Raw genomic sequence first — 16,418 nt, 5'->3', positions numbered from 1 at the left:
TAATCAGTAAAATGCAAAAGAGATAAGGGATAAAATAGTTCTATTGGGGGCGAAAAATGTAATATAGCGCACAAAAAAGGTTTTCTTTCAACTCCTTAGGAGACTTGAAAGAAAACCTTTGTTAGATATTGCGCAGAGAAGAGGGCGTATCTTACCGCCGCTACTCCCCTCTCCTTTCAAAAGGCTGCCATCCATCCACGCCGGACAGAATCAGAGGTACAGCGTACTCGGCCGCTTCCTGTTCGGTCAGTATTTTGGCCCAAGGCACACGTTCAGCAGCACATCCGGCACCAGGCCCGGCGCTGTTATATTCCACATACTGAACGGTCTGCTCTGCATCTGTCTTGTTCCAGTTGTGCCATCCCTCCCGCTTCACATGAGCGCCGATCCAGCAGTTCAGAAAACAGACTTTGGCATGATGGCGCCACGGTCTGCCCAGATACACCGACTGCGGCGGAGCATTGCTGGTCAGATCACAGTCCAGAAACACATAGCCGTAACGCACATCCTCCGGCGTAGAGGCTGCGGTAATCCAACCATTCACTTGTCCATCCGCAGCCTCCACTTCAGTCAGGCGATTCTTCGTAAAGATCTCGCAGCCCTTAAACACCACCGTAGCCGAACCAAAAATAAAATCGATATCACCTTCGATGTAACAGTCCTCGAAATACTGCCGCAGTTTACGCCGCTCAGCACCATCGCGTGGCCCGCCAAAATAACTGCGATCCATGGGCTGCTCCGGCAGCGGGCCGGTGAAGATCGTATCCTGGTGACCGATCAAACGACAGCGGCGAAAGGCCGCCCGGTCTCCATCCACATAAACGGCCAGCGCCTGGCCAACCTGCTTGCCCGGCCCGGCAGCATTTACGAAGGAAATCTCCTCTGCCGTGAAATCATCAGCACCAATGAAAGCCGTATAGGAGTGAAACGTATGATATGGCGACCCGTCCGCGAATTTCTTGAGTGCATGATCATCATACGTAATGATCGTCTGCTCAGCCCCCTCACCAATCAGGTGGATGCCCGGCTTCTCCATATGCAGCTTCTCATGATAGACACCAGCCTTCACTCGAATTGGAACGGTTCCGATGCCATTCTCCGGCAGCGCATCAACTGCAGCCTGAATCGTCACATAATCCCCTGTCCCGTCTGAAGCAACAGTCAGACAGGGAGCCGATGATTCCAATGCTGTATTTGGCAATCTCTGCTGCGTCATGGCAATCGCTCCATTTCCAGCGCTGCCAGCAGAAGCGGGGCCACCCCCATAAAGGAATCGCTTACAACCGCTTCGCTTACATAATAGTTGTACGAGCCATCCCGGTCCAGACTTAGTCCTGCGCCATGACAGATCCCGTGTAACCGAACGCCTTCAGCCGTCTCTTCCACCAATCTGGAGGACAGTCCCTGCCATCCCTTCTCTGCCGCAGCTCTGAAATGTGGCTCCAGATAAAGCAACCGCACACCCTTCGCAAGTGCATATACAAACATGCTTGACCCGGATGCTTCCAGATAGTTGCCTTTGCGGAAGCCCTGATCCAGCACCTGGAACCATAACCCGCTCTCCTGCTCCTGCACGCGTACCAAAGCATGACATATCCGTTCGAAGATACCAATGATGGTTCCGCGCTTTGGATGGTTCACGGGGAAATGCTCCACGCTGTCTACAATCGCCATGGAATACCAGCCCATCGCCCGGCTCCAGAAGTGTGGCGAGCACCCTGTCGATGAATCTGCCCAGACCTGCTCCTTCGATTCATCCCAGCCATGATAGAGCAGCCCGGTCCGTGGATCACGGGTCTGGCGTTCGATCAGCAGAATCTGATGTGCAACTTCATCCCATAACTCGGGACGATGAAATGTCTTCGCATACTCGGACAAAAAGGGAGAGGACATATACAGGCCGTCCAGCCACATCTGGAATGGATAGATTTTTTTGTGCCAGAAACCGCCCTCCGACGTGCGGGGTTGCCCTGCGAGCTGTGCTGCCAGGAGATGAGCTGCTTCTGCGTAACGCTGATCTTCAGCACCATCCAGTATTGCAAACAGGTTTTTCCCTTGATTAATCTGATCCAGATTATATTCTTCCAAAGTATAGGTGCCAATAGAGCCGTCCGGCTGGATATACAGGTCCATATGTTTTTTCATAAAATCAACATACTCTTGTTTGCCATAATACTGCCCGGTTCGTGCCATCGCCATCAAGGTCATGCCTTCCACGTATGCCCATCGCCCCGAAGGGAACGCATGATAACCGTCCCCGTCACATTGCTGGATGATCGTTGCTGCAATTCGCTCAGACCAGGATAACTGTGTCTGTACCTGCATAAGCAATTCCTCCTTGAATTTTGTACTCACCTAATACATGTATGACTAACTGCTGTTGAATTGCGAAGGTTCAGCTTGGGCTGAATAACTACCGGAACATCGACCTGTTCATCACGGATTAACGATACAATCAGCTCTGCTGCCTGCACGGCCAGTTCATCCAGAGGCGGGCCAATTGTAGTCAAGGCCACTTCCGCATATTGCATATCCGGCAGATCATCATACCCGATTAACGAGATATCGCGTGGAACACTGTAACCTGCCTCAAGTAAAGCCCGGAGTGCACCTCGGGTGACCAGGTTGTTCAGTCCAATAAAAGCTGTCGGCGAATCCGCCCCAAACGCATGATTACGTATGGCAAAATACCCGTCTTCCCAGGAGGAATGCGCTGGCAGCACATGGTCTTCGTTAAAATCCAGACCCGTACGCTGCAACGCTTCCCGGTAACCCTCCAGCTTGATGTGCTGGGAGTTGCCGATGAATCCGATTCGGCTGTGGCCCAGCGATTTCAGATGCTCCACTGCTTTGAACAGCCCTTCTTTGCGATCAATCTTGATGTAAGGAGAGTTCGGCGCTTCATCTGTACCCAGCACAAAACATGGCATGTTGAGTGTTGCAAACTTTTTCCAGAACATCTCCCGATTGTCCAGTGCATAGTCCCACAGAATACATCCGTCCACGCGCAGCTGGCTGAAGACATCCACGCCATCATCCGCCACAACCAGGATCATCTGATATCCCCGCTTCTTCAGCTCGGTGTGCAGACGGCCGGAGATGTTCGAGAATAACGGATTGCTCAGCTCATCCAGCACAAAACCAATGATGTTGCTTCTGCCGGTGGAGAGCTGCCGGGCCAACATATTTTTCCGATATTGATGTTTCTCCGCGACCGCAAGCACCTTCTGCTTTGTTGCCGGTTTGATCGCGGGATCATCATTCAGCGCCTTCGATACCGTGCTATAGCTCACCCCCGCCAGTTTGGCAATATCTTTAATGGTTATCAAAATCAATCAACACCTCTCATACGCCTGAAACCCTAATTTTCTATTTCTGTGCAGACTTATAACGATCATATTGTGCCTGTCTGCCCGCAATAACCTGCTCTATATTCATCTTCTTCAACGTCTCAATATAACTGTCAAACTGATCCAGACCGGCGTCACCGCTAATAAACTTAAAGTTCATCTCTTCCACATATGTGGTGATGTCAGGCATCGCCATGCTCTCCACACTCGCTTCATCCGGCAGGGCATAGACAAACGGGAACGGTTCGCGCACATACGGCTCCAGTTCTTTATCCATCTTCGCATGCCAAGGGGCTACGACGGAATCAGCAGAATCGGTGGATTGGATGTTCGGCAGATTCACCGGACCAATGCCGAGCTTCTGAATGTATTCATTGTCCTTGCCTTTGTCCGTAAATGTCTTCACGCCATTCTCTTCCGTATACGTGTCATCCTTGATGCCCCACGTATAATACGTCTGTGCTTCCTCACTTACGGCATAGTCCAGGAAACGGAAAGCAAGTTCAGGATTTTTACTATCGCGTGTAATGCCAAAGATGCCACTCACTGGTGTACGTCCTACATAGAACTGATCCCCATGCGGTCCTTTCAGTGGTAAAATGCCTTTGATGATTGGCTCTTCTGGATTGTAATCCTTGAACAACGGACTGTAGACCATTGACATATACCAGCTAAAATTAAACGTTGCTCCCGTCACATCCTGAGAGATGCGCGACGTGACCTGATCACTCGTGGTACTCGCATAATCCACCCCAAGCAGACCTTCCTTGTACAGTCCATTCAGATAGGTCAAGTACTCCTTGTAGGTAGGCTCATAATAGCTGAAATGTACTTTGCCCTGATCATCTGCGTAGAACTGGTTGGACAGGTCGAGACCAAATGCCGGGCCAAAGGCCATGGACACAAATTTGGCTTCCATGGACAGCGGAATCTCATCGGCTTTTCCGTTGCCGTTCGGGTCCTCTGTCTTGAACTTGCGCAGCATCGCCGTAAATTCATCCAGCGTGGTCGGCTCGCTTAATCCCAACTTATCAAGCCAGCGCACATTAACCATAAATACCGGCATGTAGTTGCGGGTTAACGTCTGCTGCGGGATATAATACATTTTACCATCTGGCGTTGTTAAACTGGCTTTGACCGAAGGCGACTTTTCATATATTTTTTTAAGATTCACGCCGTACTTCTCTACCAGTTCATTAATCGGAATGAACAGACCGCTGTTAATGTACTTCATCAGTTGATCCTGATCCGGCAGGTACACGATATCGGGCAAGCCGGTACCGGCAGCCAGCCTCGGATTTACGGCATCCGCATAGTTCTGCGGCGGAATCAGATCCCAATCCACCGTTACACCGGCGTTGCTCTCAATTTTCTTAACGATAGCTGCGGTGGACAAGTCCACATTGGTCGTCCAAGCGTTGGTGCCGAGAATGGACAGCTTGGCATCCGGTTGATCCGTTACTGGCCCTGCCCCGGTATAATTGAAGGCTGGCTCCGAACTGGACGGGGTGCTCCCCGCATCGGTTCCCGCCCCTGTTCCGCCGCTACATCCCGCCAGGCTGATTGCCAGTATCGCTGCGATTACACTTTTTCTTCCTGCCCCTTTAAATCTCATCCATCATTCCTCCTTGGTATGAACCATTTTGAACTCCCTTGAATGACATGACACTTAAGTAAGTAAAGCTATCCTTTCACGGCTCCGAGGGTAATCCCCTTAACGAAGTACCGTTGGATAAACGGGTAGATCGTAACAATAGGCAGAATGCTGACCACAATGGATACATAACGAACCTGAAGGGAGGAGACCGCCAGCGCACCAGATGTCATCGTACCGCCCATCTTCTGCATCACTTCCGGCGAAGCCATGATCAGCACTCTTCGCAGGAACATCTGTAAGGGCTGCATATCCTGTTTGCCCAGATATAATAGGGCCGTGAAAAAGTTGTTCCAGTGGAATACCGCATAGTACAGCGTGAGCACAGCCAGTGTTGGCTTGATGATCGGAACCGCCAGACGATACAGCATCGTCATCTCGTTGGCCCCGTCTATACTGGCACTTTCGAAAATTTCATTCGGAATGCCTTCGAAGGCCGAGCGGCAGATCATGACATTAAACGTAATCAACAGCACAGGCAGCACCATAACCCAGCGGGTGTTGTACAGCCCAAGCGAGGTAATCAGCATGTAGACCGGAATGAGTCCACCCGAGAAATACATGGTGAAGGCGATGAAGAAATTCAGCTTGCGACGTAAGAAAAACTGCTGTCTGGATAATGGAAACGCGGCAAGACATGTTGCCACGATGTTCAACAGTGTGCCTACCACGGTGTACCAGAGGGTGTTGTAGAACGAAACCCACAACTCCTTGTATTGCAGTACCATTTGGTAACCTGACAGGGTAAATCCAACGGGCCACAATACAACTTTTTGTTTGTCGATGGCATCCACCGAGCTGAATGAAATACTAATGACGTACAGAAAGGGATACAACGTGACAACAACCGCCAGTATGGTCAGCAGGTAGACACATCCGTAGAACAAACGGTCACTTCTCGATTTTTGCATACAGGTCTCCTTTGGTCCGGGTTATAGTCTTACCAGAGTGACATCTTGGTCAGGCGGCGTGTCATGGAATTGGCAGCAAAAACAAGGATAAAGGTGATAATGGAGTTGAACAGGCCGACCGCTGTGGCGAAGCCGTAATTCTGGCCCTCAATCCCCATCCGGTATACATAGGTGGACAAGACATCAGCCGTTTCGTAGGTGGCTCCGTTGTAGAGCAGATATACCTTCTCGAAACCTACACTCATAATGCCGCCAAGCGACAGAAGCAGAAGAATGACAATGGTTGGTTTGATACTGGGAAGGGTCAGGTGCCATAGCTCCTGGAATTTGTTGACACCGTCGATTTTGCCGGAATCATACATCTCGGGGTCGATCCCCATAATGGCTGCAATGTAGATGATGGAGCTGAAGCCAAAACTTTGCCAGATGTCGGAACTCGTGAAGATGGTACGGAACCAGCTCGCATCCATCATGAAGTTCACTTTTTCCATGCCAAGACTCGCGATGAGGGTGTTCACAATACCGTCTGTTGGTGACAGGAAGTTAATAATCATGCCGGCTACAACAACAGTGGAGATGAAGTGAGGAAGGTACGTAACCGTCTGGGCAAATCGCTTGAATGTCCGGTTCTTGATCTCCACGATGCAGACAGCGAATAAAATCGGAATGGAGAAACCAAACAGGAGTGGCAGGAAGGCGAGCAAAAATGTGTTACGCAGCAGTCGCCAGAAGTAAATGGAATTCACGAACTGTTCGAACCAGCGCAGTCCCACCCACTCCCCGCTGAGCATGCCCTGCCCCGGCAAGAAATTGCGAAATGCCAACAGCACGCCAGGCATCGGAAGGTACATAAAGATGAGGTAATACAGAAAGATAGGCGAAAACATCAGTAGCAAATATTTATCCCGTCTGATCAGGCTGAACAGCGTGGACATGCGTTTATTCAACGTGAAACACTCCCCTTCGCTACATAATTACAACGTTTGAATTTTTGAATAAAAAGAACTGTCATTTCTCTGACGTATTTGTTATTCATCTCATTCACATTTTGTAACAACCTATATTATTCTGCGTAATAACGAGATAATTACTTGAAATAGTCCTCCTCACACCGTATTTCTTTCTTTTCAATACTTGCCATAACCATAATTACAACGTTGTAATTTTAATCTAAATGTATACGCTTACATAAACTTTTTCCCATCTTAGCAAAGTCTTCAATATTTGGCAACAACAAAAATCAGTGTCATGTTATAACGTACTAAATACAGTCTCGCATATGCGAGACTGCCCGTTAAAATCTAAATGTGATTCCGATATTCCATCGGTGTCATAACATACACTCGCTGAAAGGCTCTGTAAAACTGACTGACGCTGGAAAATCCCAGTTCATAACTGATTGTGGTCACTGAATCCGTTGTATGGCGGAGCCTCCTGGACGCTTCTTCTACGCGCAAATTCAGCAGATATTGATACGGTGTTGTTCCTGTAAGAGCCTTGAAAGAACGCATAAAATGATACCGGCTCTGATGCGCGACCATCGCCATCGAATCAATATCCATTGGACCTGTGTAGGCACTGTGAATGTAGTCCAGCACTCGTTGGAGATGAGGATCAATGAATGTACTGGGATTTACAGTCCTTTTTCCATTTTCCTGCCCCGTCAACATGCGTCTTAGATAAGTCTCGATCGCCAGTTCTGTTTCCTGCACTTGCAGCATTTCGGGCACATCATCTAACAAAATGGAATTCCAGCCTCGAAACAGACTGCTGATCTCAGCAGGATCAAAAGTCTGGGTAGGTCGAAACTCAGCTCGTCCCCCACTTAACTCCGCACCTTCGATACTGCCTAATGGTGGTTTACGGAACTTGATCACAATGACAGCCGAATCCGACCCTATCTCAAAATAATGCTCAGTCTGGGGATGAGCAATAATCCCTATGCCTGCTTTTAGCGGGTATGCCTGCCGTTCCTGTACCAGATGACATTGACCTCTGACCGGCAGCGTTAGCTGATACCAGTCGTCATGTACATGCGGCTCATTCGCAAACCCTCCGGTAGCTTTCCATAATTCCAACCCATTTAGCGTCATGTTTAATTCCATCGTTTGCTCACCTGCTGACATTATAGCAAATCGTGCTCACTTTCCAAGCACTTTTCACAAAGACATGATCTTCCCCCATCTTTTATCATAGAAAAAAATAATTCGAGGTGATCTCCCATGGCTCAGGCCACTTTAAGTAAAATGCAAATCAACTCCTCCGCCAATTGGGCACTTGCCGGAGTCAGCTTCGCCCATCTGCTGAATGATGCGATGCAGACGGTGGTTCCGTCTGCTTTCCCACTATTCCAGCAGACCATGCAGCTCAGTTTCGCCCAGATGGGCTGGATTGCCTTCACCCTGAATATTACCGCATCCGTCCTTCAGCCACTGGTCGGTTATATGTCGGATCGCAAACCCATGCCGATTCTGCTTCCTGGAGGCATGTTGTTCTCCCTGATCGGTGTTCTTGGCTTAGCCTTGTCTTCCGAGTTATGGATGTTGCTTGTATCGGCAGCATTGATTGGCATAGGCTCATCCATCCTCCACCCCGAGTCCTCACGCGTGGCTCATATGGCAGCCGGACGAGGACGCGGAATGGCGCAGTCGATCTTCCAGGTGGGAGGCAACACAGGACAGGCTATTGCTCCATTACTGGTCGCCTTCATCCTGCTGCCACATGGACAGCGAAGTTTTCTATGGCTGATGGGCTTTGCCCTGATCGGCATCTTTATTCAGTCTTTTGTCAGTCATTGGTACAGAGACAAGCTTGCCGAGACTCGCATTCGTCAGCAACGCCCTCTAAAATCAAGCGGCGCAGAGCCAGCAGCTCGGCCTGTGAGCAGGGGATTCATCGCTTTTACAATGGGAATTCTCATCCTGCTGCTGTTCTCCAAATTCGTATATATTGCAGGCATGACCGGGTACTACGCCTTCTATTATGCCGATGCATATGGCTTGCCTCTCTCCCAGGCACAGATCTGTCTGTTTATTTTGCAATTTGCAGGCATGGTCGGAACCTTGCTTGGTGGACCACTCGCTGACCGCTACGGACGCAAACCGATGATCTGGTTCTCCATTGCAGGCACTGCACCGTTTTCCCTGCTGCTACCTTATGCAGGACCCGTCTTATCCATGGTCTTGTGCGGAATGATTGGACTAATCCTGATGTCCGGTTTCAGCGTTATCATTGTCTACGCACAGGAATTGCTTCCTCGTCATATTGGAACAGTATCCGGATTGTTTTTTGGCCTGTCGTTCGGCATGGCTGGACTTGGCTCGGTTGTGTTAGGTTCCTTAATTGACGTGACCAGTATTTCGTTTGTTATCAAGTTATGTTCGTTTTTGCCACTGCTTGGTGTGTGTGCTGTATTTCTGCGCAAGGACCAACCAAGAACAGCGTGATAACCGTTGAAACCTCACTGATTTTGTGACTACAATACACCTAAGACACTCGAGGATATCAGAAGGAAGGAATAACGCATGATTATTGATGTACAGCATGTTACTTGGAAAAGGGGACCACTTACCCTGCTGAACGATGTGAACTGGCAGGTGAATGACGGTGAACACTGGGCGTTGCTTGGCCTGAATGGCTCCGGCAAAACAACACTCCTGAACATGATCACCGGGTATCTCTGGCCGACCGAAGGCAAGATATCCGTGTTAGGCCATGAATATGGGGATGTGGATTTAAGACAGCTTCGCAAGTCCATCGGCTGGGTCAGTTCGTCTCTGCAAGAGAAATTGCATGGCACAGACCGCACGCAGTATGTCGTGATCAGCGGTAAACACGCCACCATTGGCCTGTATGACAAGTTATCAGATGATGATCTGGATCAGGCACAGGAATTGATGCAAACGCTGGGCTGTCAGCACCTGTGGGATCGCGAATATCGTACCTGTTCTCAAGGGGAGAAACAGAAACTTCTTATTGCCCGAGCACTTATGGCCAATCCACGCGTACTTATTCTGGACGAGCCTTGCAATGGACTGGATCTGTTCTCAAGAGAGCGACTGCTGGATAGCATCCGTGAATTATCACAGCGTCCAGATACCCCTTCGCTCATCTATGTCACCCATCACACTGAGGAAATATTGCCTGTGTTTAGTCACAGCCTCCTGCTTCGCCGGGGTGAAATAGTCCATAGCGGATTAACTAACAATCTGATGAACACAGAAGTGCTTAGCAACTTCTTCGAGGCACCTGTGGAAGTTGATCGGCATGGAGAACGTGTCTATGTCAGAGCTGCGGCGGATTCATGAATTGTGGGGTTATACACAGCAAACGTAACATAGGTGTAGAAACATAACAGTAAAAGCCCAAGATCTTATCCACATGTGGATAGATTTCGGGCTTTTTACTCCTATATCTAGTGTTATCCACCGTTTTCTGTGTAGAACTTTCTATTTTATGAGTATAACTTGGTTATGTCCTTCTATTTATCTATACGCTTTATCACTATCTACTTCCGGGCACTTAAAAACAGAAACAATGGAATACGCTGCCTTCGTAGATAGGTTTCCTCGTTTACAAAATAAGCACGCTGTGGTGCTGACTCGCGTAAATGTTCTACATGGAATCCTGCCCGCTGCAACGCCATATAGTATGATTCAATGGACCGATGCATCTTTTTCACAGAACCGCCCAGCCACTGCTGCTCCCGATATCCTTCTACAAAATACTGATCAACCACCCAATCCGTTCGAGTCCCGGAGGGTTGCAGTGTGGACGTGATCACAGGATGTTCTACCGAGAATACAAATGTCCCGTTCTCTTTCAAAGTATTGTATATGTTGCGGAACAGGCTCTCCACATCTTCAATGTAGTGAACAGCCAGTCTTGATATAACCAGATCGTACACTCCGGCCGGATAGGTCCAGTCTTCCATGAACGCTTGCTCAATCCGGGCATTTAATCCTTTTACCGATTCGTTAGCTGCCTGAATCATATTCACAGAACCCTCAATCCCCGTATACGTCGCACCTTCGCGCTCCCTACTCAGCAATTCTGCGGCGAACCTTGCATCTCCACAACCAAGGTCCAGTATGTTCTTGCCGGCAACATCTCCAATCAACTCCAGCATCACCGGCTTCTCCAATGTATCATTGGCGTTCTCCTGCCACTTGCGACGTTCCATATACTTCTCAAAGTTCGCCTCATCATCGTAAAAGTCCGATCCTCTGTCCTTCATTCCGTGACCCTCCATTTCGGATAAGCATGCTTCCTATTTACAGCCTGTAAGAGTATACAGAATATGGATGTACCTGGCTATAACAAAAAAAGGCTGTTGTCTGGAGTTGTCCAGCAAAAGCCTTTCTGCCTTACACTTCTACAATTTTCGTCGCTTAGCCAAAACGTTCTGTTTTGTACCATTCGCTTTCGCGTTTCCGAATCTTGTCCATAATCAAGGAGTAGAATGCCTTGATCGAGATCAGGATGAACAGCTGTGCATATGTGAAATAGGATACGCAGGCATAGATGAAATTACGAGTATTGCTCTGTCCAATATCTGCGGCAAGTGCCAGATTGATCTGTAACACATAAATAAAGTACATGAGTGCCCAACCAATGACCAGGAACACATATGCATCGCCGGCAAACTGGAACGGTGAACTTACCTCTGGTTTAAATATGGCAATGACCCGATAGACCAGATTCACGAGAAATATAATATCCGATACAATGATCGCAAGCATAAACCAGAAATAACTGACGGCATAATAGATGACCAGCAACTTATTACGCCAACTGGAACGGTTAAACAGGTTATGGATATTATCCAGTACCACCTGGTAGTTCCCCTTGGCCCAGCGTTCGCGCTGCTTCATGTATACACTAAGCTGTTCGGGCTCCTGCTGATAGGCTTCCGCTTGCGGCGCAAGCGCCACAAACTGTCCGCGATTCAAAATCTCGAATGATAATGCCGTATCTTCTGTAATGGCTGTCACATCCCAGCCGCCAATCTCCCGGATCAACTCGGTTTTGATAATGTAATTCGTCCCCGGGATGGAACCAAGCTGGAACAATTCCCATAGTCCTGTGTGATACACACGTTGCGAAGTAATGATCTCCAGGTTGATGCATTTGGAGAGGAAATTCTGTCCTCTGTTGCGTGCTTTGTTTCTGCCAAAAACCACGCCATATTGTTCAGGATTCTCAAGCGATTTTTGGGTCAAAAACATTAATGAATTCCGTTCAGGTGCGGCATCTGCATCGAAGATACAGATCCAATCGCCCGTGGCTATGTCCAGTCCGTCATTTAATGCCCCGGACTTGCCACCTGTTCCTTTACGCTCCATTACTGTCACATTGCGATGCATATAACTGGTCTGACTTAGGAACGATTTCAGCTTCTCTGCGGTATCATCTGTACAGTTATCCGCGATCACGATGACCTGAACTTTATCCTCCGGGTAATTCAGGCGCAGAATATGCTCTACCGTCGCAACAATGACCAGACCCTCGTTATGCGCAGGTACCATGACCGTGACTGTTGGATAATGATCCATATCTTCAGGGATCTGAATCCCTTTTTTGTCCTGTTTATTAATAAAACGAATCGCACCTGCCATAATAACAATCGACTCGAATACGGCAATCCAGATACTAAATATGGATAATATTAAAATAAAATCAGCCACTTACTTTCCTCCGATCATACTTGCGAATAACTTTCGACCGAAAGCGAAGGGTTGCAATTGTTAACCAAATCGTGAATACCGCAAATAAAGAACTGACGGCGATACAGATCGGGATGAACCAGGACATATAGTCCACAGCGCCTCTCTCCTTCCCGTTATATAAGTTCAACTAAAGATTATTTACACTGACACTCCGAGGACAGAACAACCTTCCGATCGCTGTTATCCCCAGATTTTTTTGATTCCCTTCTTCATAAGGGAAAATCCAGGGATAAGCGTATGCTTCCGATGCAGCTTTCTTTCAGAAAGCTTTTAGGCGAACGCTTCGCTTCTTCAGATTATTTCTGTCCCCTCCGTTAACGTGTAAATGATTAGTTGAACTATATAACTTATATATACTCACCGATGAGATCGGTCTCTGTGTTTCGTTCAAGGGCAGCAATAACCGCGTCAATGTCCTCGTACTTGCTGAATTGCTCCTTTTGGAATACCAGAGCACCAGAGCGTATCACCGTTTGCAGCTCATTTCCCTTTTTATCAATAATATGAAGATCCATTATGGCTTTTTTGATCCGCTGTGTAAGAAGTGGAAGATATTCCACATTCACCATCGGACATATGATGACAAACCGCCCACGATCCACGAAAAATTTATAATCCTCATATCGAATCTGCTTCTGGATCGTACCCGAGATTTCAAGCAGGAATTGTGCATACCGGACAGAACCGAGGGATTCCATCATCAGTGGCAAGAATTCGATCTTGAACATGGCAATGCTGAATCCATACTTTTCGGAGTATCGACGAGCAAGGTTACTGTGTTTGATTAACGTATCTGCCAGAGCTCCCTTATTACCAAGCGAGGTATCCAGATCGATTTCCGGGTTACGATCCTGCATCTCCTGGAGACGTTCCACTACACGCGCACTGCGCAGCAGACTTGCCTTGATGAATGCAGCCACAGCGACGTTGGCAGGGATGAGCAACCACCAGGAGAACACAAGCACGTTTGCATCAGCGTAAGTAACAAGCCACACAAAATAAGAGACCAGATATACAAACCCCGCCACGACGGATACTCCAACAGGCAGAAAAAGACCAAAAACCAATGCACCCAGCGACACGATACTAAAAATCATATCCCCTGTAGTGTAGCTCTGATCCATGTACACTTTAAGATAAATCATCAGTTGCTGCATGAGGGCGAGTCCAATTAAAAGGGCATATCCCCATGCAATACGGTGGGTAGGTGCTTTATTTCTCATAGTTCCTTCTCTCCGTTGAAAGTTTTAGAACTCTTGTTCAAACTCACGTCTTTTATATTTCAACAATTTATGACATCATTAGACAAAACTATGCTACCACATTGAACAATTCATGAAATGACAAAATCCTTACTTTGTAATGTTTTTCTGTAAATTAACTTCTCCCAATAAAGGAAAAAGATTGTCAAACAGATGTGTGTTACCGTCAAATACATATCCACCCGGATAACGAGAGTCCTGACCACGCAACGTAGTCATATGGTTATACAACTGTTTGGCCCATTTTGGATCACCTGAACGAACAGCAAGCAAGATGGCGAGGCCATATACTGAGGAGGATTCATAAGAGACGGCAGGTGTGCGTGATTCTCGCTTATACTGTCCGGGCAGCTGATGCCGGGTGTTGAACTCCTTTTTCAAAAAAGAAATGAGCTTGTCCGGTTTGCGGTCGGTCACGGTTAGATGATTCGCCACGATCAACTGGTCGATCAGATTCACTGTATCATCATACGTATATTTTTTACGGACCACATCGAAGGTCTTCGGATAAAACAATTCATCTTCAGGCATCTTCTTCAGTAAAGCTTCGTATTTCGCGTAGGTTCCGGGTTCCACCATTTGATGTTTTTCCATCGCTTGCAGTGCAGGCAGATCTACATAGACCAGGCTTAATGTATCCGTTGAATGTCCACCTGCAAAATCATGGAAATCTACCAAATATCCTTGTTGCTGAGCCGATTGTGTTAAGCCACGGGAAATAGCGGCTGCGGTCGCTAACTTCGCCTCTCTCCCTTGCTCCCACTGATCTGCTGCTTCCAATAGGGCACCTATAATACGAAGATCGTCGCCAAGTGCATTTGTCGTTACATGGGATTCACCCTTGGCATCCAGCTTCCAGGCTATATAAGGGCTTGGCGGCGTGAGAAAATAGGTCTTCAATTGCTCGTAGCTCTGCTCAAACAAAGCCTGATCATCATTTGCTAAAGCATACTGCATCCACAGGCCGAGTGACTCCGACAACGCCTCTCTACCCGCAACAGTATCTGCCTCCTCCGAAGCTGCATCCTGTAAGTAGGTGGCCAGTGTTCCGTTCGGGTTGGTCATATCATCCTTGATAAAAGATACCGTTGGGGATACTTCGTTCATCTGGAACCGCTCCCTCATCAACAACACGCTGGCTGCTGTAATACTGATCAGCAGTAGAATCAGCCACGTTCGTTTTTTTCGAAATATGAACTTCACGCCATTCCTCCCACATGTATACGACTGTGAACCCCTGAATTTTTTGGTCAGTGACTGAGGTACATCTAAAGTTCGCATCTATTCAAGGTTATCCATGTAGGATCGCCGTCCACCCTTTTTGACAAATTTCCAGTCCACCTCGATATTATGGCGCATTCGACGGAGAAGCATGACCGCGGTCTCGATCTCTTCCTCAGTCAGACCATCCAGAGTCACCTGATCCGAATGTACGCCCTCTTTACGAATGAATTCCCATGCTTCAAGCCCAGCTTCGGTGGGATACAACACCTTATTCTTCTTATTACCCATTGCTGGCTGTTTAATAATGAATCCATCGGATTCGAGTTTGCTAATAGCTCTGGCCGCCGTTGTGCGATCCACTTTGATCAGTTCAGCAAGCTGATTCGGAATAATCCCGGGATTCTCACAGATTCGATACAGATATAGATATTGTCCACGGGACAGGTTCAGATGCTGAAACTCCACATTACTGATTGAATCCAGACAGCGGGCAATCATACCAATTTCACGCAGCACTTCTTTTTTCTCAGTCAACACATTCACGCCCCTATAAAATTGTTGCATTCGCAACATAATTGATGGTATAACTACTGTTGAATTGGTTTTAATTTTAGCTAGATAACTTAAAGCTTGTAAAAGAACGAGATGTGTTCCACATTCCTGTTATGTACCAGTTTATCACGTCAGGATAACATTACGATCACCCAAAGGAGAAACATTCATGAATACAACGATTGTTGAAGTTACTAATCAGGAATTGCTCGATGCCTGCTTCGCCATTCGTACTGCTATTTTTGTCGAAGAACAAGGCGTACCCGCAGCGGATGAATTCGATACTTATGATACATTAGACGCGGAGGCGCGCCACATTCTACTCTACGTAGACGGTGTACCTGCTGCTTCCTCCAGACTGCGCATTGTGGAACAGGTCGCCAAATTGGAACGGATCTGTGTCATGCTTGATTACCGCAAACACGGCCTGGGCCGTGTGCTGATCGACAAGCTGGAGCAGATGGCTGTTGCTGATGGTCTTGAGAAAGCCAAGCTGCACGCACAGGTACAAGCTTCCGGGTTCTACGAACGTCTCGGATATGCACCCGCGTCGGAAGTATTTATGGAAGACGGCATTCCCCATCTGCTGATGACCAAAAAACTGAAATCATGACATTCCAAAAAACGCCTCCGTTATCACTTCTCAGTGATATACAGAGGCGTTTTGCATTCAGGCAACACATTCATTAGTGACTCAACAACGGTAAATGACACGTAAAAAGTACAGGCACTGATTA

The 16,418-nt window shown here is 47.7% G+C and carries 15 protein-coding genes; 3 read left to right on the top strand and 12 right to left on the bottom strand.

The genetic code is table 11. The features are described 5' to 3' along the window. Positions 1-160: 160 nt before the first annotated feature. From QF041_RS21685 to QF041_RS21655, 7 genes are all read right to left on the bottom strand, one after another. Entirely contained in the window at positions 161-1,216 is a 1,056-nt protein-coding gene (locus tag QF041_RS21685) for a pectinesterase family protein (protein ID WP_307415624.1), read from the bottom strand. After that, positions 1,213-2,325, bottom strand: a complete 1,113-nt coding sequence (locus QF041_RS21680; protein WP_307415622.1) for a glycoside hydrolase family 88/105 protein — start codon at positions 2,323-2,325, stop codon at positions 1,213-1,215. The genes QF041_RS21685 and QF041_RS21680 overlap by 4 nt, the downstream gene beginning before the upstream one ends. A gap of 26 nt (positions 2,326-2,351) precedes the next feature. Then, positions 2,352-3,329 carry a LacI family DNA-binding transcriptional regulator gene (locus QF041_RS21675; RefSeq protein ID WP_307415621.1) on the bottom strand — a complete coding sequence of 326 codons (978 nt, stop codon included), beginning with the start codon at positions 3,327-3,329 and terminating at the stop codon, positions 2,352-2,354. A gap of 40 nt (positions 3,330-3,369) precedes the next feature. Further along, the gene (locus QF041_RS21670) at positions 3,370-4,965 is read right to left on the bottom strand and encodes an extracellular solute-binding protein (RefSeq protein WP_307415619.1); all 1,596 of its coding nucleotides are present in this window, start codon (positions 4,963-4,965) and stop codon (positions 3,370-3,372) included. 68 nt (positions 4,966-5,033) lie between these two features. Then, the gene (locus QF041_RS21665; protein ID WP_307415618.1) at positions 5,034-5,915 is read right to left on the bottom strand and encodes a carbohydrate ABC transporter permease; all 882 of its coding nucleotides are present in this window, start codon (positions 5,913-5,915) and stop codon (positions 5,034-5,036) included. A gap of 29 nt (positions 5,916-5,944) precedes the next feature. Beyond that, positions 5,945-6,850 (bottom strand): ABC transporter permease, encoded by a 906-nt coding sequence (locus QF041_RS21660; protein WP_047841090.1) that lies wholly within the window; start codon positions 6,848-6,850, stop codon positions 5,945-5,947. A gap of 366 nt (positions 6,851-7,216) precedes the next feature. Beyond that, a complete protein-coding gene (locus QF041_RS21655; protein WP_307415617.1) occupies positions 7,217-8,020 on the bottom strand; it encodes an AraC family transcriptional regulator in 804 nt (267 codons plus the stop codon). 117 nt (positions 8,021-8,137) lie between these two features. On the opposite strand from QF041_RS21655, the gene QF041_RS21650 reads away from it, so the two are divergent. Both QF041_RS21650 and QF041_RS21645 read left to right on the top strand, forming a co-directional pair. After that, positions 8,138-9,361 (top strand): MFS transporter, encoded by a 1,224-nt coding sequence (locus tag QF041_RS21650; RefSeq protein ID WP_307415616.1) that lies wholly within the window; start codon positions 8,138-8,140, stop codon positions 9,359-9,361. Positions 9,362-9,439: 78 nt separating this feature from the next. Then, the gene (locus tag QF041_RS21645; protein ID WP_307415615.1) at positions 9,440-10,222 is read left to right on the top strand and encodes an ABC transporter ATP-binding protein; all 783 of its coding nucleotides are present in this window, start codon (positions 9,440-9,442) and stop codon (positions 10,220-10,222) included. A gap of 200 nt (positions 10,223-10,422) precedes the next feature. Here the strand turns inward: QF041_RS21645 and QF041_RS21640 are convergent, their stop codons facing one another. The 5 genes from QF041_RS21640 to QF041_RS21620 all read right to left on the bottom strand — a co-directional run bounded on the left by QF041_RS21640 (position 10,423) and on the right by QF041_RS21620 (position 15,627). Next, on the bottom strand, positions 10,423-11,151 hold the full coding sequence (locus tag QF041_RS21640; protein ID WP_307415614.1) for a class I SAM-dependent methyltransferase: 729 nt from the start codon (positions 11,149-11,151) through the stop codon (positions 10,423-10,425). A gap of 154 nt (positions 11,152-11,305) precedes the next feature. Then, positions 11,306-12,601 carry a glycosyltransferase family 2 protein gene (locus QF041_RS21635; protein WP_307415613.1) on the bottom strand — a complete coding sequence of 432 codons (1,296 nt, stop codon included), beginning with the start codon at positions 12,599-12,601 and terminating at the stop codon, positions 11,306-11,308. 389 nt (positions 12,602-12,990) lie between these two features. Further along, entirely contained in the window at positions 12,991-13,866 is an 876-nt protein-coding gene (locus QF041_RS21630) for a diguanylate cyclase domain-containing protein (RefSeq protein ID WP_307415612.1), read from the bottom strand. Between the two features lie 129 nt (positions 13,867-13,995). Further along, positions 13,996-15,108 carry a glycosyl hydrolase family 8 gene (locus QF041_RS21625; RefSeq protein ID WP_307415610.1) on the bottom strand — a complete coding sequence of 371 codons (1,113 nt, stop codon included), beginning with the start codon at positions 15,106-15,108 and terminating at the stop codon, positions 13,996-13,998. 78 nt (positions 15,109-15,186) lie between these two features. Then, entirely contained in the window at positions 15,187-15,627 is a 441-nt protein-coding gene (locus QF041_RS21620; RefSeq protein WP_373461402.1) for a MarR family winged helix-turn-helix transcriptional regulator, read from the bottom strand. Between the two features lie 223 nt (positions 15,628-15,850). On the opposite strand from QF041_RS21620, the gene QF041_RS21615 reads away from it, so the two are divergent. Continuing rightward, positions 15,851-16,294: a GNAT family N-acetyltransferase gene (locus tag QF041_RS21615; protein ID WP_307415609.1), complete on the top strand. Its 444-nt coding sequence runs from the start codon at positions 15,851-15,853 to the stop codon at positions 16,292-16,294. Positions 16,295-16,418: the final 124 nt, after the last annotated feature.

The sequence above is a fragment of the Paenibacillus sp. W2I17 genome, from assembly GCF_030815985.1.
Lineage (GTDB): Bacteria > Bacillota > Bacilli > Paenibacillales > Paenibacillaceae > Paenibacillus.
The sequence above is the reverse complement of the archived record's forward strand: the minus strand, read 5'-3'. Positions and strand labels throughout refer to the sequence as shown.

Bases quoted from the DNA above. Each gene is read 5' to 3' on its own strand.
- QF041_RS21630 (WP_307415612.1), bottom strand. From the start codon at position 13,866: ATGAGAAATAAAGCACCTACCCACCGTATTGCATGGGGATATGCCCTT.
- QF041_RS21640 (WP_307415614.1), bottom strand. From the start codon at position 11,151: ATGAAGGACAGAGGATCGGACTTTTACGATGATGAGGCGAACTTTGAG.
- QF041_RS21665 (WP_307415618.1), bottom strand. From the start codon at position 5,915: ATGCAAAAATCGAGAAGTGACCGTTTGTTCTACGGATGTGTCTACCTG.
- QF041_RS21680 (WP_307415622.1), bottom strand. From the start codon at position 2,325: ATGCAGGTACAGACACAGTTATCCTGGTCTGAGCGAATTGCAGCAACG.
- QF041_RS21655 (WP_307415617.1), bottom strand. From the start codon at position 8,020: ATGGAATTAAACATGACGCTAAATGGGTTGGAATTATGGAAAGCTACC.
- QF041_RS21620 (WP_373461402.1), bottom strand. From the start codon at position 15,627: ATGATTGCCCGCTGTCTGGATTCAATCAGTAATGTGGAGTTTCAGCAT.
- QF041_RS21685 (WP_307415624.1), bottom strand. From the start codon at position 1,216: ATGACGCAGCAGAGATTGCCAAATACAGCATTGGAATCATCGGCTCCC.
- QF041_RS21650 (WP_307415616.1), top strand. From the start codon at position 8,138: ATGGCTCAGGCCACTTTAAGTAAAATGCAAATCAACTCCTCCGCCAAT.
- QF041_RS21615 (WP_307415609.1), top strand. From the start codon at position 15,851: ATGAATACAACGATTGTTGAAGTTACTAATCAGGAATTGCTCGATGCC.
- QF041_RS21670 (WP_307415619.1), bottom strand. From the start codon at position 4,965: ATGAGATTTAAAGGGGCAGGAAGAAAAAGTGTAATCGCAGCGATACTG.
- QF041_RS21660 (WP_047841090.1), bottom strand. From the start codon at position 6,850: ATGTCCACGCTGTTCAGCCTGATCAGACGGGATAAATATTTGCTACTG.
- QF041_RS21645 (WP_307415615.1), top strand. From the start codon at position 9,440: ATGATTATTGATGTACAGCATGTTACTTGGAAAAGGGGACCACTTACC.